A 15,857-nucleotide genomic window follows, 5' to 3' on the forward strand; every position below is an offset into this window, starting at 1 on the left:
AAGTGGGCAGCGCCAAAAAGGCTTTGTGTCTCCGACTCGTCGGGGGGGGTTGCAGTTCCGATTTTTCAGAGCGTATTGAGTTCGGCATCTGCCGAACGGTGTTTTGAAATCCTGGTTTCAATTCTCTCACCTCCGTAGTCCCGACGAGTCGGGATAAGAATTCGGACCCACGTTGGAGTGCGAAAACAACCGAACGCTCCGAATCACCCGCTACCTTCAGCTTGGTCTTCTCTCTTCGACTTGCTCCTGACTCCTGTGGCATATCCGCTAAGTGAGAACGGTACGACAGGGACATCGGTTACAAACCGTTGCTCCCAATCGTAGCGGGAGCTTCCAGCTCGCGCCCCATCCTCAGCTCACTGGAAAATGTAAAAAAGGTCAGTCCAATGTTTCAGGATTTCTCAACTGATCCAACACCTGCATCACTTCGCCGGTGGCATCCCTTCGATGGCGACTGATCCAGCTTTGCACTGATGAAACCGCCCCCATCCGGAGGTGGGTCGCGATCCACGCGTTGGGCGTAAGATACATCTCCCGAAGGTAGCAGGCAATCGCAACTTTCCACAATGCCCCTTTTGCTGCATGCTCCAAAGCCGATACATCCTTTCCCAGCAACTCCATACACCTTTCAACCGCGCTTTGCCAGAGCGCCTCCTTCAACTCCCTCGTATCCTTCTCGTGAGCCTGATTGAGCCGTTCCATCGCTATTCCTGCCAACAGATCCTTCTTGAACTCCTTGCTCCCCTTGGCCCACCCCCAGGTCATCTTCTCAAATCCAAGCTCCTGCTGTTCCTTCTCACTGTTGCTCAGCCATTCCAGATACTGCCGGTATTGCAAATGCCCTTGCGAGTCATCGGCCAGGCGATTGGACAGCCCAAGGCAGGTTGTGTAATCCCCATCAAGCCACCTCCAGTTTCAACAATAAATGGGACACCCCCTCTCTTGTTGCGGAGTATTCGGATTATAACCACCCGTGCCACCGTTCCCACCAGAACCACCACCGGACGAAGGGCTTCCTCCACTAGGCTGATAGGATGTTGATCCATCGCAAACAACTTCGACACCCATCAATTCCGAATACTGATTTGTAAAACTGTATGCAAAATCTCCGACCCAAACCAGTATATTGGTAACCACAGACTCCCATCGATACACCAGATTGCATCCGTTTCCCATCGGCGTTTGTTCGGTCCAATAAGGTGGTACCGTTGTTCCTCGATAATTTCCGGGATTTGATAATGTTTGCCGAGATGACTGATTTACAGGACTTAGCTTCGAGTTCACCTCCGCATTAGAACTTAGATTCGAGATCGCACCCGCAATCTTTATCGTATCTCGAACTTTGCTTGCCATTGGTGAACGGTTTTCGGAATTCAACCGCGCAACTGCGTCATCCACAGCCTTGCCTACCGCTTGATCCAACGATGCCTCATCGTGGCGATCCGTATCTTGATGATGATAGGCCGCAAGCGTCGCCACCTGAAAATCATTTCTCTGCCCAGCGGTCCAACTGTTGTAATACATGTTGTAGGCGTGGGTAAGGATTTTGCGCCAGTTGGAGTTCCCGTCGCTTGTCGCATTCAGGCCCTCTCGCCACCAGTGGTATTCATCAGGGCCGCCTTCGCGGATGACCGACAGCCCCAGGAACTCCCGCTGATTCACCGGATCATTTCCCACAAAAGCATACAAATTCAGCCCACCCTTCTCCCCGATGGGGTCTTGGTTTAGGAAGCGTCCGAGGCCGTGGGAGTAGTAGCGGTAGCCGTAGTAAATGAGTCCCGAGTCGTTGTCGGTGAACTTGGTCTGGTAGCGGAAGGGATTGATCGATTCGTACCCGTTTCCGGTCGCAACACGTGTCTTGCCGTACGGATCGTATTGGTAGTTCGCCACGATGCTGCCGTCGGAGGCATGCACGAGCTGCGTCACATTGCCTGAATCGTGAGGAAAAAATTCTGAGGAAATCCAGCGCATGAGCTTGATGATCAGGCTATGCCAGACACCCAACTCCGCAAGACCAAAGGAGCGCGGCATTAGAACAATTTCCCACTGAGTTGATGCCACACCTCATCTTTTGTTTTTACGCTCTGCTCTGGATTTCCGGATTGCTGCTCACTGGGATTTCCCGCAGAACCAGAGAGTTGAACGATCCATTTTTTTATGTTTTCTGCACGCGAATTGACCCATTCCTATGGAGGACTCCCCCTGCTGGACCGAGCACAGCTCACGATTCAGCCGGGTGAGCGGGTTGCACTGATCGGTCGCAATGGTCAGGGTAAATCAACCTTGATGAAGATACTCTGTGGTCAGCTCGCTCCGGACGAGGGACAATTTGAGCGCAGCACCGGGCTCACCCTCGCCTACCTGCCTCAGGAAATCCCAACACACCTTTCCGGTCGCGCATTCGACGTTGTATTGGAAGGACTTGGCTCCATCGCTACCCTCGAAAAACGCTACCACGACACGAGTCGTGCCCTCGAGGAAAAACAGGGTGACTCCGAGGCTTTGCTGCAGGAACTCAGTCGCCTCCAGCACGAACTGGAACACGCGGGCGCGTGGGAACTGAACCGACGGGTCGAGTTGATCCTCGAAAAACTCAAAATTGACGCTGATCAACCTTACGAGGCCCTTTCGGGTGGCATGAAACGTCGCGTCATTCTGGGCCGGGAACTCATCAAGGAACCCACCCTGCTGATGCTGGACGAACCCACCAATCACCTCGATTTTGAATCGATTCGCTGGCTCGAATCCTTCCTTGTCGGACTGCGAACCGCTTTGATCTTTGTGACCCATGACCGCGTCTTTTTGAGAAAGGTCGCCACCCGTATCCTCGAACTGGATCGGGGGAAACTTCAGTCGTTTGAAGGAGATTACGACACCTACCTTTCTCGCAAAGAAGCGCAGCTCGAGGCGGAGCAGCACCGCAATGCGGTTTTTGACAAAAAACTCTCGCAAGAGGAGGCCTGGATTCGTCAGGGCATCAAGGCCCGAAGAACCCGAAACGAGGGACGCGTGCGTGCACTGCATGAGTTGCGCGAACAGCGCAGCCAGCGCAGGGAACAACCCGATCAAGCGGATTTTGCAATCCAGCAGGGCACGCTCTCCGGGCGCAAGATTCTCACCGTCAAAAACCTGTGCTACCGCTGGGATACCCGCGAGATCGTTCGGGATTTCAGCACCACGATCTGGCGAGGTGACAAGATCGGCATCATTGGTCCCAATGGATCCGGTAAAACCACCCTGCTGCAACTGCTCCTGGGCAAACTTCAACCGCAGTCCGGCGAGGTTCTTCGCGGAACCAATCTGGATGTGGTCTACTTTGACCAGCACCGTGAACAGCTTGATCCGGAACAGAGCCTCAAACAGGTGGTGGCAGCTGATGATGAATTTGTGCACATCGGCGAACAGAAGCGGCACATCTACAGTTATCTGGGAGATTTTCTGTTCACCCCGGAACAGGCACGCGGCAAAGTCAGTGCTCTCTCCGGCGGCGAACGCAACCGTCTGCTGCTGGCAAAACTGTTCACAAGACAAGCCAACGTCCTGGTCATGGATGAACCGACCAATGACCTCGATCTCGAAACGCTCGAACTGCTCGAAGACCTGCTCTTTGATTATCCTGCCACGCTGTTACTGGTGAGCCATGATCGCCAGTTTCTCAATCGAGTCGTCACTCAGACCTTTGCCCTGGAAGCCAACGGTGTCGTCAGGGAAACCATTGGAGGATATGACGAATACGAACGTCAGACACTGCGCAACGATGCTGCCCTGACGAAACGCTCTGTGAGCAAGCCCAAGTCTGAGGATGTGCGCAAGAGCGACAAACCCCGCTACCGAACCAATCGTGAACAATGGGAACTCGACGACATTCCAGGCAAGATCGAAGCCCTCGAAGCGAAACAGCAGGAGTGGATCCACTCTATGGCCCAGCCTGACTTCGGTTCCGACCCAAAGCAGATTCGATGCGCTCAACAGGAACTCGATCAAATCGAAGCACAGCTGATGCAGCTGATGCAGCGCTGGGAGGAACTGGAAGCCATTCCTGCCAACCCCAACAAAACCGTACCCCGCCCAAAACCGCGAAGCTGAGCTGAGATCCGCAGCGTTGTTTGCGTTTGACCCGCACAGCTGTCAGACTCCCTCAAAATTCGCATTGAGCCATCATGAAACTCACGCTTCTCACCACTGGCGGAACCATTGACAAGACCTACAACGAGCACAAGGGCGTGCTCGCCAATTATGATACGGTCCTGGATCGCATCCTCGCGGGGCTGCGCCTGCCCGATATCGATATCGATCACATTGAAGTCATGAACAAGGACTCCCTCGAAATGACCGAAACAGACCGCGCGATGCTGCTGCAGGCAGTTCTCGATGCCCAGGCATACAGCGATGCGATTCTGATCACGCACGGCACGGATACCCTGGCAGAATCGGGAGAATACCTCGTGGATCACCTTCATCCGGCACGCATCCCCGTTGTCTTGACCGGAGCCATGCGTCCCTACGAATTTCGGGACAGCGATGCAGTGCAAAATGTAACCGAAGCCCTGCTCGCTGTGAGGCTACTGGGACCCGGCGTGTATGTGGTCATGCACAACCGGGTGCTGAATTTTCCGGGCGTGATCAAAAACCGCACCCAACTCTGCTTTGAGCGGAGAACGACCTGACCACTTTCCTCACTTGGGAGGACGGTTGTCCGAATAGGACTTCACCACGCGCCAGCGTTTGTGATCGATCACCTTCTTCAGCTTGCGTTCGATGTAGTCCTGCGCTTCCTCCATGGTTTTGAATTCCACCGGATGGGAGATGACCTTCGGATAGGTGTCGTTGACCTCATAGTATTTTTCGAACACCCAAAACCGGGTGATGCCCAGACGAACCCTGCGCTGAACACGATACACATTGTCTGCATTGGCGACGATTCGATAGCGTTTCATGACAAATGATGGATTGATGCGATGGAGACTCCTTGTCGTTGTGATGGTCGGGGCAAACGCAATCACTGGCGTAGTGGGGTGATCCCCATCAATCGCCAACGCGCTGCCTCGATAGCCCACACTATCCGCAGCACCTGTGGAGAATCAAGCGTGATTACAGCATGACGTCACACCAGGTTGTTGTCCCTGCCTAATATCCCTCATGTGGGATCATAATGAGTCAGAAAGTTCACAAAAAACCATTGGACAGATACCCTTCATGGGATTACACTGAAAAAACAGGCAATTTTTCTACTTTCCTTTCTCTGGCACCCGATTTGCTGAAAAGGTCGTATGACCGACTTTCGAAATCCCGCAACTTTGAACCGCAACGAAGTGGCGAATTTTCGAGAGTTTGATTCGCAATCTGGTGTGACACCAACAAGACAGACCATGGCAACACAATCCTCGTCCGATACGATTTGCGTCGAAAGGAACCCCTTGGGGGACTTCACTTTCTTCGAGGACTATGTCATCGCAGAGTGGCACAATCCTGAACTCGACTCCTTCGACCTCATGAAAATGGCAACCGTTGCCAAATCGGTGTATGGTTCATCAATCTGGGGCTATATCTCCAATCGAACGCACGCTGGCGTTTCCAATCCGGTGGCCGTCTATCAGATGCTGAAAATGAAAAACGCTCCCGAAGCGGTTGCCATCGTGACCTATTCGATGCGTTCCCATCTCGTGGCCCGTCTCGAAAAGGAACACTGCAAGGCTGTACCGATGGAAATTTTCACCAAACTGGGCGATGCCAAAAACTGGATGCAAGAACAGATCGAACAACTCAAAGCTGCCCGCACCCGTGCCTCGGGCGCGATGATGGCCTGATGCGCTGCCAATGGGTTTGGCAACCCAACGCGCTTCTGGATTTCCGCGATTCAACACACCGTCATACTGACTCGCTGAAGGATTGACGGGAACCTCCCCAAAACGGTCCTTCAGTCGCTTGAGGAAAGCATTGCAAATCCACGCAACCTGTGTGGGGATGGCACGCATCTTCATCCATCCGACAGGAACCCTCCTGCTTTGACGTCACCATGTTGAGCTACCGCCACGCCTTTCACGCAGGCAACCACGCTGATGTTTTCAAACACGCAGTGCTGATTCACTGCATCCGTCACTTTCTCAAAAAGGAGAAGGCATTCCACTACATCGATACCCACGCAGGGGCTGGTCTCTACGAACTCACCCAGGGCTTCGCCGCGCGCACCCGCGAATCCGAAACAGGCATTGCTCAACTGGTGTCCGCCAACGCCGACAACCTGCCGCCGCTTTTGAGGAACTATGTGCACACCGTGCTCAACTTTAATCCCACCCCGCAGCTTGAATTCTATCCGGGTTCCCCATTGATCGCTCAGTATCTGATGCGACCCCACGATGCCCTGCGGTTGCATGAGCTTCACCAGGCCGATCACGACATCCTGCAGACCCATGTTGCAGGGGACCCCCGGATCCTGCTGCAGAAACGCGACGGTTTCCGAGGACTCATCAAGGCCTTTCCACCAGTCTCGCGCAGAGGTCTGGCACTCATCGACCCGCCCTACGAGGTGAAAACCGACTATCGCATCGTCGCCGATGCCATTCACGATGCGCGCGTAAAATTCCCCACAGGGACCATTCTGGTCTGGTATCCACTGCTCGAAAATGAGTTGTTCCGGTATTTGAAAGAAGACCTCATTCAGGTCAGTGGCCCCAGCTGGCTCAACGCGGAATTCGGCGTCAGCAAACCAGGCCCGGGTCTCTATGGTTCAGGCATGTGGGTGATCCAGCCCCCATGGGATCTTCCCGCAGAACTGGAACAATGCCGGGCACCGCTGTTGCAACTGCTCGGGGCAGGCCCATCCGCTTCCCTCGACGTCAGGTTTGAAATCCCATAAAGTGGCTCTTCAAGCAAAAGCTTGAATCCTGCAGGGGGATTCCCTTAAAACAGAGCTGATCCATTCCCAACATCGTGTTCCATCGAAATACTGACGATTTGCTCCATGGCTGATATCAACCGCAGGAAATTCCTATTCAGTCTGGCAGGCATCGCGCTGGGAGCACCGCTGCTGACAGCTGCGGGCAACCCCATCTACCGCGTCAGAAAGGGGGACACCCTGAGCGCGATTGCGCGACAATACGGCGTCACTGTTGGAGAACTCCGGGCGGCAAACGACATCCGTGGAAGCCTCATTCACATTGACCAAACCCTGATCATTCCCCAACCCTCATCCGCACTCGCAAGCGTTCTGAGCGAAACCAAGCGCATTCGGGTGAACCACAAGAAGTGGAAGTACATCGTCGCTCACCACAGTGCCACACCGCAGGGAAACGCTACAATCTTTGATCAGGTCAATCGGCGGCGGGGCATGAAAAACGGACTTGCCTATCATTTTGTGATTGGAAACGGCAAAGGGTCTCCTGATGGAGCCATCGAAGTGGGTTCCCGCTGGACCCACCAGATGCACGGCGGACACGTCAGCAAATGGGAGTACAACAACCACGGCATTGGCATCTGCCTGGTGGGCAACTTCGAAAAATCCAGACCCACCCGCAAGCAAATGGAGTCCTTTGACCAGCTGGTGGAATACCTTGGCGGTTCCCTGCTCGATAACCGCTTCAAGTTTCTGGTACACAAAGAGATCAACCCAACGCTCTGCCCGGGACGCTTTTTCCCCACACAGCAAAAACACCGTCAGTTTGGGTAACCTTTGCCCATATTTACAGCTGGTGGATTGCCCTTGATCCAACAAAGCTAAAGGGTTGCGAAAGCCCATCGCGCGCACTAGGTTGTGCGATTGTTTAGATCGGTATGCCCAAATCTGTCAGGAAAAAACCCTCTCCCAAAGCGGTCACCACTTCCTTTGGACCGCGTCTCAAACAGCCCAAACCTGTGCTGGCGACCAGCTTGTGGGTTGCAGGGCTGTTGCACCTGATTGCATCGCTGGACTACCGGGCCGACCAACCCGGCTGGTTTGAGGGGATTGCACGCCGCACATCCGACTTTGGACCGCTGAATCTGATCGGCAAACTCGGGGCCGATATCGCCTACCTGACCCTGCTCAATATCGGTCTTGTCGCATGGCTCCTGCCGCTCTTGCTCTTTCAGTTTGCATTTTTGCTCTACCGTCGCCGCCCACATCAGGTCACCTGGCTTCACGGAATCGGGGCCGGGATGCTGCTGACTGCCGGAACTGCATTTTTTGATTTTGCCGAACTGCATTTCTGGCCAGCACTGCGTTCCTCCTTGCCTGAGGACTACGTTCCAAACGGATTGGGAGGAGGTATCGGAAATGCATTGCACCAGGGGTTGCTCGGTGAATTCATCGGGCCTGTCGGTTCCGGCATCATCCTGACAGTGCTCCTGCTCGGGGCACTCTACCTGAGTTTTCGCAATTCCGCCAACGGACTCGCACGCCTGATCGCACGCATTCGCATTCGGCTGCCTCGCCTTCCCAAACGAAGCCCGCGCGTCAAAACCAAACCCATAAAAACAGACCGCTCCCGTTCCACTGAAGACTTCGATCTCGATGAAGAACAACCCCTGCCAACTCCCATGCAGGTCAAGCGCAAGTGGCTCAGCCCGCTCATCGGCAAATCCATCGTGGATGAAGACCCCGAATCGCTCAAATCCCCACTTCAGTTTGAGGAAAGCAACAAACCCAACGAAGCTTACCTTGAAGCCTTGGGAAAACCCATTCCCGTGCCGTCCCCACTCGCAACCCGGGGAAAGACCAGGCCAAAGTCCAACGCGCGCATGATCCCGGAAGATCCTGTCCCCCCGCAAAGCCCAACCCACTCTGCACCTCCCGCTCCCGAACCCTCTGCTTTTGCTGCGGAAAGCGCCCGAGTGACGATCATTGAAAGCGAAAAAGCAGAGCGCGACCGCATGGTTCCCCCCAAAAAGCGTGGCAAATACAAATTTCCTCCGATCGAGCTGCTTGAGGTCTCAGATGAGTTGCCGCCAGACGCCACAACCGACCATCAGGCAGTTGCCGAGCGGCTGCGGAGCACACTGGAGGATTTTAAGATCAAGGTGGAACTCGGTGAGGTTCACATCGGCCCTGTCATCACTCGTTACGACCTGCATCCCGCTCCCGGAGTTCGAGTGGAAAAAATCGCTGCTCTCGAGAAAAACCTCACCATGGCGCTCCAGGCACAGTCGGTGCGCATCCTCGCTCCCGTGCCGGGCAAGGGCTGTGTCGGGATTGAAATACCCAACCGCAACCCCCAATCCGTTCGGGTACGCGATATTCTGGAAACACGGGTCTGGACCGCTTCCAAGGCGGAAATCCCCATTGTTCTGGGCAAAGATGTCAGCGGAAAACCGTTGGTCACCGATCTCACCCGCATGCCCCACCTTCTCATCGCCGGCTCCACAGGATCGGGAAAGACCGTCTGCATCAACGCGGTCATCTGCTCCCTGCTCTACCACTCCAGCCCTGAGGATGTACGCTTCATCATGGTCGATCCCAAGATCGTTGAGATGAAGATTTTCAACGACCTGCCGCACATGCTCATCCCGGTGGTCACCGATCCCAAGCGCGTTCCCAATGCATTGAAATGGTTGATTTCCGAGATGGAAAACCGCTACCAGATCTTCGCCAAAGCCGGAGTGCGCAACATTGCCGGTTTCAACGCAAAAATCCTGAAAAACCAGGAGGCCAGGGCAAAGGCAAAACACATGGATGCCGACCTCACCGCCGAAGAGCGTGCCGCTGTCAGCCAGATTGAAATTCCCAGGGACGATGATGCCCTTGAGATTCCCGAAAAGAAACTGCCCTACATCGTCTGCATCATCGACGAACTCGCCGATTTGATGATGGTTGCTCCCGCAGACATCGAAACCTGCATCGCACGACTGGCCCAACTTGCCCGCGCCGCTGGAATCCATCTGATCATCGCCACCCAACGACCCTCTGTGAACGTGATCACCGGGGTCATCAAGGCCAATCTGCCCAGCCGCATTTCCTTCAAGGTGGCCTCCAAAGTCGACAGTCGCACCATTCTCGATGGAGGTGGAGCGGATACCCTGATCGGACGTGGGGACATGCTGTTCATTCCACCCGGAATCCACCACCTGATTCGTGCCCAGGGGGCATTTGTGTCCGACGAGGAAATTGCGGAAATAGTGGAGTTTCTCAAGGTGAATGGTCCTCCGGAAATTCTGGAGGATATTCAGAAACAGATCGACCGCGATCCCGATGATGATGGGGGTCCTACCACCAGTGCCGATTCTGAGGACTGGGGCGATGCGATGGTGCCCGATGCCATCGAAGTGCTGCGCAGCACCAAACGTGCTTCAACTTCCATGCTTCAGCGGCGGCTGCGCATCGGATACAACCGCGCCGCCCGCATCATGGAAATTCTTGAAGAGCGCGGAATCGTCGGCCCTGACAACGGTTCACAACCCAGGGAAATTCTCACCGACCTCAACGATTTTTAGCCCCCATTCAACCAAGCTTTAGGTGCCCCACCTGATAGGCGCAATTGCCTGCTGATCTGCGTTGAGCTTCACAAGTGACCAACTCAACCATGACGTAGGCATCCATTGCAGTTGCGATGTCCGCAACCGACGTCAGGAAGCCTTCTGTTCCATTCGCGCTTTGCTTCGAAGCTTCGCAATGCGTTTTTGGAGAACGGCCTGCCGCTCCTGCGCATGTAGCTGCTGCAGGATGGTTTCACGAACCTCCTCAAATTCCAGTTGCCGCGCTTGCTGACGATTCTCAACGCGCAGCAAATACCAGGTGCCTTGTCGGTCAATTGCATCACTGATCTCCTGCGGTTGTGCGGCAAACACAAACGCATCAAATTCGGCAGCAAGTTCGCCTCGTCGAACACTACCCAAAAAGCCGTCATTTGCAGGCTCATCCGAGCGCTGCTTGACCAGCGTCAGGAATGATTTCCCCGCCCGCACTGCTTCCGCAACCTTGTTCACTTCATCACGTGCCCTCAGCCGCTGCATCGGGGTCTTGTAGTGCTTCACAAACCACCGAACCTCAGCGGATTCTTCCTGAAAATACGAGTCCAGATGCTCTTTGTAATGTTTTTTTGCGTGACGATCCTTGGGCGCAGCCACAGTCGCGTGTATCGACTCCACCCAGCGATCCACCAGCAAGCGCTGCATCAGGTGCTTGCGAAGATCCTCCACCGATTCCCCATTCCTGCGAAGATAATCTTCAACCCCTGACATGCCGCCATTGCGATCTGCAAGCCACTGCAGCTGTGCCTCCACATCCGCCGCATCCACAGTGATGCCACACTTCACCGCCTCCTGCTTGAACAAGAGGTGATCCACAACGTTCGACTGGGCACGATCCTTCACCGAAAGGCGCATGCGATCCGTCAGAAGTGAGGGATCGTTGACCTTGAGTTCGGCCAATAACTGGCGTTCTTCCTGTTCGATGCTGGCAGCAGATACTGCTTCTCCATTGACCCATAATCCCATAACAAATGCTCCTCTCTTTGACCCCTTTCAAAGCGACATGGTCGTGTATCCGATTTCACGGATATACCATGACTTAGAATTGCCACTGTGCCCGACGGGAAAGCACATTGCGAATATATTCATTCGTATGCAGCGTGAATCCTCCCGCCCGCAGTGTGACCCGATCCTCGCTCTCGTTGAGCCAACGGCGAATCTTTCCAGGCTGGGCAACCGGAGTCCACTGCATCCCGGGAAGAATGCGCTCCAGCTCTGCAAACACACGGGTTTCGTCGGCGGGACCAGACTTGAACCCATAATCAATCCACAAGCAGTGCTGCCCCACGTAGTTGCAGCTGATCCAAACCTGCGAATCATCGTAGCGGTGCTGTACCTCAACCCAGGGCCGACCGAGAATCTCGTGAATGATTTCATGCGGTTCGCCATACACCTGCTGTACCGTCTCCATCATGAGACTGCCCCAAAGTGAACTGCTCAGTGCCTGGAAACACAACCACCACAACCCATACTTCTGCAGGTTGCGTGAGCTTGCGAAGAACCATCGATACCCCTGTTTCATGTTTCGATCCCCAGTGTGCGAATTCCACATTTGAATTCAACTGTGAAGCATGCCAACGATTTCAACGGTTCCGCCCGCATCAGGCGACTCAAGAATGTTGACACTTTGCGTTTTCCATTAGACAGGAAGCACGATTGTGGATTTATTCAAATCTGCCGGGGTGGTTCCTCCGGTTTGCCGGTAAATCGAGTCACATGAGCAATCTCGGACAACAACTTCAGGAGGCCCGGAGCCGCTTGGGATTTTCCCTCAAAGAGGTGGCGGATATCATTCACATCCGTCCAGAATATCTCGGCGAAATCGAGGAAAACACCTTCAACATCCCGTTGCCAACGGTCTACGTGCGCGGATTTGTTCGCCTCTACGCGAAGTTCCTCAAACTCAATCAGGACGAGATGGTCGAATTGTTCAACAAACGCCACGCCCAAATCGAATTTTCCTCCGAAGTATCGGCAGACCGGGAATCCCTGCGCGAAACCAAATCACTGGGCCAGTTCACGCTTCCCCACGCCGACTCACACGAAGAGGGCATCGAACGCAGCGGGGGAAGTCGCATCTTCGAGCGCTACCGTGCAAGTGATGACGACAACCGCTCCCCCTGGATCTATGTGGCGGGCATCGGCGCAGCCGTTATCCTGGTATTTGCCATTGTATTTTCGGTCCGGCTTCTGTTCTTTCCAACCGCTGAAGATCCGGAAGATTCCCAAACGGCGTCGGCATCCCAACCCGGACAAACTCCGACTCCCCAATCCCGTCCCGCTGCAGCGGTCGAATCGCTGCGTGAGGAGTTGATCGGACTGGTCGCCAAAGCTCCTGTCTATGTCTATGTGACACAAACCAAGGATCGTGAGATCCTCTACTCGGGCCGCCTCGAGAGCGGTGAGCGCAAGTCCCTCATCCGGGATGGAGAAATTTCCATCGCCTGTGACAAGGCCGAAAATCTCATCGTGGAAAAAGGAGGCATCCCCGTTGACCTCAAGGGAGCAACAGGGAAAGTCCAGTTTCTGATCGACTGACGCTACAGTTGAAGGCTTGGGGAGGGGCAATTCGCGCATGCCCCTGTGCCGAATGTGCCGTGATTTCTGTCGCCCAAGAGATCAGTTATCCCAGAGCGACTGCGACTGATGGGGACGACGCAACCCCACAGGCGTGCCCAGAATTTCGGCATTCAATACCGCCTTGCGCGAGGAACCGGGTTCGCGCAAGTCCCGCATCACCTCTTTCACAAGGCGGCTGCGCTGGTACCGGCGGTATGAGCGAGTGGAGGCATCCTTTTGCTTCCACGCATCACCCTGGCGAAGACTGTCAGCCTTGCTCTGCTCCTGTGCAGCTCTCGCTTGCATCGCGCGCACCTGATCCTGCATCTCCTGCATCTTGCGCAGGCGTTCGGCTGCCTCACGATCCTGAGCATCAAAGCGTTCGGACGACCCCGACGAGCTCCGGGGAAGCGGTGCAGTCGGGGAGGGTTCCGTGCGCATGCTGGGACGCGATGCTTCGGACGTGGGTTCTGAACGCGGTGCTTCCGTTTCCGCACTGCCCCTTTGATTGGCCTCAATGCGACGCCGTATTTCCTCCCGAAGCTCAGCGAGCGGATCCCGATCTTCAACTTCCGGTTCGGGATTCGATGCCTCACCAGGCTTTCCCTGCTTCTTCTTGTCCGGTTTGAACAGCCCGTTCAAAATAAACGTGGCAATGAAGATGATCGGGATGATGAGATCGATCAGATTTTCCATAACGAGCCAAGCAGGGAGTTATTGTCGGTGTGCGAAGGATTTCCCTTGCACACCGGTCTTCCGCAGAGGCGAATGCACTCAAGACTTGGTGGTGTAACCGTCCGCATCCGAAGCATCGTCCTTTGCGATATTTTCGCGCATCTTGGTATCGGCCTGAATGTTGTTCAACCGGAAGTAGTCCATGACTCCAAGGTTGCCCGATTTCAGCGCGTCGGCTACGGCAAGCGGCACCTGGGCCTGGGCTTCCACGAGTTTTGCCTGCATTTCTTCGACTTTTGCACTCATCTCCTGTTCGAGTGCCACAGCTGCTGCCCGTCGAATTTCTGCCTGCGCCTGCGCCATGTCCTTGTTGGCCTGTGCCTGCGCAACCTGCAGGGTTGCTCCCACGTTTTCACCCACATCCACATCGGCGATATCAATGGAAAGAATTTCAAACGCCGTGCCGACATCCAGACCACGCTCAAGAACGCGCTTGGAAATGGAATCGGGATTTTCAAGCACCCATTTGTAGGACTCTGCCGAACCGATCGTGGTCACGATGCCTTCTCCCACACGCGCAATGATGGTTTCTTCCTGGGCGCTACCCACATAGTGTTCCAAATTGGAGCGAACCGTCACCCGCGCGCGCACCTTTACCTGAATGCCATCTTTGGCCACCCCGTCAATTGTGCTGCGTGAACCGCCGGGGCTGGGACAGTCGATCACCTTGGGATTGATCGACGTGCGCACCGCTTCGATCACGGATTTTTCCGTACCCTTGGTCGCGAGGTCGATGGTGCAGGCCTGATCCCAATCAAGCGCAATGCCCGCTTTCTGGGCATTGATCAACCCCTGCACGGTCTGGATCACTTCCCCTCCCGCCATGAAATGCGTTTCGATTTCGTTCACCGATACATCGATACCTGCTTTCACGGCACGAATGCGGGCATCCACAATGAGTGAGTGTGGCAGTTTGCGGAGCCAGCGCATCGCAATGAGGTTTCCAAAACTCACGGGTGCCCCGGAAAACCGGGCCTTCAGCCAGACACTGATGAATGAAGAAATGGTGAAGAACATGACCAGCAGCACAATGCCGCCTGCCGCGATTAAGATGAGTCTGAGGTCCATAGTGTGATGTGCAGTGGTTAATATGGTTACAATCTAGACGAATGGATCAAATTCCTGAATTCAGATGTCCGGGGTTTTTCGATGCACCCTTACATGGAACACGTTCGAATCGAGAATGACAACCTTTTCCCCCGCTTCCACCCATCCATTTTCGGATTTGGCTTCAAGTAACTTTCCATCCACACGAATGCGTCCGCTCGGAGTCAGCGGAGTTGCTGCCTCTGCTTCCTGTCCCACATAGGCTTCCACCTCGACTGCCTTGAGACTCGCACTGCGGATCGCATCCTGATGCTGTATCCTTCGGGCAAGCGGGGAACGGAGCAACCACTTCACTTCGATAAAGAACATGATCACCACTACCAGCCCGCCTCCGGCAAAAACCAGCAGTCCCATCTCCCATCCATAAGTGGATGTGGCCGCAGCGGCAGCACCGAGAATGCAGACCAGTCCGATCAGGGCCAAAAATCCTCCCGGAACAAAAATCTCCAGAAAGAAAAACAACAGTGCAAACACCAGAAGTGCGACCACAGCCGTCATGTTTCGACCTCCTTCACTGCGTCAGATGCGTCAACAGATTCAACCAGCAGGGAATAGGAGCGATAGCCCACCACACGAATTCGCTGCCCTTTGGCAATGGAACCCAGCACTGCACTGGCCTCAAAATACTGATTCCCGATCCTCACCTTTCCCAACGGATGCAACGCGGTTTCGACAACACCTTCTGCGCCGATATCGGGCAGCGCCGCTCCCTCGGTTGCGTGAATCGCTCCGCCGAGCACCGTTGGGGAGGGAGCCGGACTGTTGTCCGCAACTGTCAATTTGGATTCGAGCCACCGGATCGGAGCAGTCTTCCAAAGCAGGACCAACGCCAGCAATGCTCCCGCACTGCTGAGGATCACCAGCGTGCCCGCATCCAACACTCGATCCCATTCCACGACAAAGCCGATGCCATCCGGATTGGGCCAAAAATCCGCAAGCGACCAAACCAGGGAACCCAAAACCAGTGCAATACCGAGAAACCCGAAGATGAGAAATCCGGGAAGGATGAACAACTC

At 54.8% G+C, this 15,857-nt stretch carries 16 protein-coding genes; 7 read left to right on the forward strand and 9 right to left on the reverse strand.

Going from position 1 to position 15,857, the window contains the following annotated elements:
- Positions 1 to 378 precede the first annotated feature (378 nt).
- Entirely contained in the window at positions 379 to 837 is a 459-nt protein-coding gene (locus tag ABQ298_03490; protein ID MEQ9823425.1) for a hypothetical protein, read from the reverse strand.
- Positions 838 to 915: 78 nt separating this feature from the next.
- Positions 916 to 2,031, reverse strand: a complete 1,116-nt coding sequence (locus ABQ298_03495) for an RHS repeat-associated core domain-containing protein (GenBank protein ID MEQ9823426.1) — start codon at positions 2,029 to 2,031, stop codon at positions 916 to 918.
- Between the two features lie 126 nt (positions 2,032 to 2,157).
- On the opposite strand from ABQ298_03495, the gene ABQ298_03500 reads away from it, so the two are divergent.
- Both ABQ298_03500 and ABQ298_03505 read left to right on the forward strand, forming a co-directional pair.
- Positions 2,158 to 4,086 carry an ATP-binding cassette domain-containing protein gene (locus ABQ298_03500; protein ID MEQ9823427.1) on the forward strand — a complete coding sequence of 643 codons (1,929 nt, stop codon included), beginning with the start codon at positions 2,158 to 2,160 and terminating at the stop codon, positions 4,084 to 4,086.
- 74 nt (positions 4,087 to 4,160) lie between these two features.
- Entirely contained in the window at positions 4,161 to 4,667 is a 507-nt protein-coding gene (locus tag ABQ298_03505; GenBank protein MEQ9823428.1) for an asparaginase, read from the forward strand.
- A gap of 9 nt (positions 4,668 to 4,676) precedes the next feature.
- Here ABQ298_03505 and ABQ298_03510 read toward each other — a convergent pair whose 3' ends face one another.
- Positions 4,677 to 4,937, reverse strand: a complete 261-nt coding sequence (locus ABQ298_03510) for a hypothetical protein (GenBank protein ID MEQ9823429.1) — start codon at positions 4,935 to 4,937, stop codon at positions 4,677 to 4,679.
- A 432-nt stretch (positions 4,938 to 5,369) separates the two neighbouring features.
- On the opposite strand from ABQ298_03510, the gene ABQ298_03515 reads away from it, so the two are divergent.
- The 4 genes from ABQ298_03515 to ABQ298_03530 all read left to right on the forward strand — a co-directional run bounded on the left by ABQ298_03515 (position 5,370) and on the right by ABQ298_03530 (position 10,404).
- Complete coding sequence (locus tag ABQ298_03515; GenBank protein ID MEQ9823430.1) at positions 5,370 to 5,807, forward strand: hypothetical protein; 438 nt, start codon at positions 5,370 to 5,372, stop codon at positions 5,805 to 5,807.
- A gap of 209 nt (positions 5,808 to 6,016) precedes the next feature.
- Positions 6,017 to 6,856, forward strand: coding sequence for a 23S rRNA (adenine(2030)-N(6))-methyltransferase RlmJ (gene rlmJ / locus ABQ298_03520; GenBank protein MEQ9823431.1), 840 nt, complete (start codon positions 6,017 to 6,019; stop codon positions 6,854 to 6,856).
- Positions 6,857 to 6,961: 105 nt separating this feature from the next.
- Positions 6,962 to 7,666: an N-acetylmuramoyl-L-alanine amidase gene (locus ABQ298_03525; protein ID MEQ9823432.1), complete on the forward strand. Its 705-nt coding sequence runs from the start codon at positions 6,962 to 6,964 to the stop codon at positions 7,664 to 7,666.
- Between the two features lie 104 nt (positions 7,667 to 7,770).
- Positions 7,771 to 10,404, forward strand: coding sequence for a DNA translocase FtsK (locus ABQ298_03530; GenBank protein ID MEQ9823433.1), 2,634 nt, complete (start codon positions 7,771 to 7,773; stop codon positions 10,402 to 10,404).
- A 132-nt stretch (positions 10,405 to 10,536) separates the two neighbouring features.
- On the opposite strand, the gene ABQ298_03535 is transcribed toward ABQ298_03530, so the two are convergent.
- Positions 10,537 to 11,406 carry a peptidyl-prolyl cis-trans isomerase gene (locus ABQ298_03535; protein ID MEQ9823434.1) on the reverse strand — a complete coding sequence of 290 codons (870 nt, stop codon included), beginning with the start codon at positions 11,404 to 11,406 and terminating at the stop codon, positions 10,537 to 10,539.
- 73 nt (positions 11,407 to 11,479) lie between these two features.
- Positions 11,480 to 11,992, reverse strand: coding sequence for a hypothetical protein (locus tag ABQ298_03540; protein ID MEQ9823435.1), 513 nt, complete (start codon positions 11,990 to 11,992; stop codon positions 11,480 to 11,482).
- A gap of 164 nt (positions 11,993 to 12,156) precedes the next feature.
- Here ABQ298_03540 and ABQ298_03545 point away from each other — a divergent pair, with 164 nt between their 5' ends.
- A complete protein-coding gene (locus ABQ298_03545; GenBank protein MEQ9823436.1) occupies positions 12,157 to 12,978 on the forward strand; it encodes a helix-turn-helix domain-containing protein in 822 nt (273 codons plus the stop codon).
- A gap of 81 nt (positions 12,979 to 13,059) precedes the next feature.
- Here ABQ298_03545 and ABQ298_03550 read toward each other — a convergent pair whose 3' ends face one another.
- The 4 genes from ABQ298_03550 to ABQ298_03565 all read right to left on the reverse strand — a co-directional run.
- The gene (locus tag ABQ298_03550; GenBank protein ID MEQ9823437.1) at positions 13,060 to 13,695 is read right to left on the reverse strand and encodes a hypothetical protein; all 636 of its coding nucleotides are present in this window, start codon (positions 13,693 to 13,695) and stop codon (positions 13,060 to 13,062) included.
- Positions 13,696 to 13,773: 78 nt separating this feature from the next.
- Positions 13,774 to 14,802, reverse strand: coding sequence for a flotillin-like protein FloA (floA, locus tag ABQ298_03555; protein MEQ9823438.1), 1,029 nt, complete (start codon positions 14,800 to 14,802; stop codon positions 13,774 to 13,776).
- A gap of 60 nt (positions 14,803 to 14,862) precedes the next feature.
- Entirely contained in the window at positions 14,863 to 15,339 is a 477-nt protein-coding gene (locus ABQ298_03560) for an NfeD family protein (protein ID MEQ9823439.1), read from the reverse strand.
- Positions 15,336 to 15,857: NfeD family protein (locus tag ABQ298_03565; protein MEQ9823440.1), on the reverse strand; the 522-nt coding region annotated here is incomplete at its 5' end. The genes ABQ298_03565 and ABQ298_03560, both read right to left, overlap by 4 nt.

Source organism: Puniceicoccaceae bacterium (assembly GCA_040224245.1).
Lineage (GTDB): Bacteria > Verrucomicrobiota > Verrucomicrobiia > Opitutales > JAFGAQ01 > JAKSBQ01.

Excerpts from the sequence above, each read along its gene's own strand:
- ABQ298_03560 (MEQ9823439.1), bottom strand. The coding sequence starts at position 15,339 with ATGACGGCTGTGGTCGCACTTCTGGTGTTTGCACTGTTGTTTTTCTTT.
- ABQ298_03500 (MEQ9823427.1), top strand. The coding sequence starts at position 2,158 with ATGTTTTCTGCACGCGAATTGACCCATTCCTATGGAGGACTCCCCCTG.
- rlmJ (MEQ9823431.1), top strand. The coding sequence starts at position 6,017 with ATGTTGAGCTACCGCCACGCCTTTCACGCAGGCAACCACGCTGATGTT.
- ABQ298_03540 (MEQ9823435.1), bottom strand. The coding sequence starts at position 11,992 with ATGTGGAATTCGCACACTGGGGATCGAAACATGAAACAGGGGTATCGA.
- ABQ298_03515 (MEQ9823430.1), top strand. The coding sequence starts at position 5,370 with ATGGCAACACAATCCTCGTCCGATACGATTTGCGTCGAAAGGAACCCC.
- ABQ298_03495 (MEQ9823426.1), bottom strand. The coding sequence starts at position 2,031 with ATGCCGCGCTCCTTTGGTCTTGCGGAGTTGGGTGTCTGGCATAGCCTG.
- ABQ298_03525 (MEQ9823432.1), top strand. The coding sequence starts at position 6,962 with ATGGCTGATATCAACCGCAGGAAATTCCTATTCAGTCTGGCAGGCATC.
- floA (MEQ9823438.1), bottom strand. The coding sequence starts at position 14,802 with ATGGACCTCAGACTCATCTTAATCGCGGCAGGCGGCATTGTGCTGCTG.
- ABQ298_03510 (MEQ9823429.1), bottom strand. The coding sequence starts at position 4,937 with ATGAAACGCTATCGAATCGTCGCCAATGCAGACAATGTGTATCGTGTT.
- ABQ298_03545 (MEQ9823436.1), top strand. The coding sequence starts at position 12,157 with ATGAGCAATCTCGGACAACAACTTCAGGAGGCCCGGAGCCGCTTGGGA.
- ABQ298_03505 (MEQ9823428.1), top strand. The coding sequence starts at position 4,161 with ATGAAACTCACGCTTCTCACCACTGGCGGAACCATTGACAAGACCTAC.
- ABQ298_03550 (MEQ9823437.1), bottom strand. The coding sequence starts at position 13,695 with ATGGAAAATCTGATCGATCTCATCATCCCGATCATCTTCATTGCCACG.
- ABQ298_03535 (MEQ9823434.1), bottom strand. The coding sequence starts at position 11,406 with ATGGGATTATGGGTCAATGGAGAAGCAGTATCTGCTGCCAGCATCGAA.
- ABQ298_03530 (MEQ9823433.1), top strand. The coding sequence starts at position 7,771 with ATGCCCAAATCTGTCAGGAAAAAACCCTCTCCCAAAGCGGTCACCACT.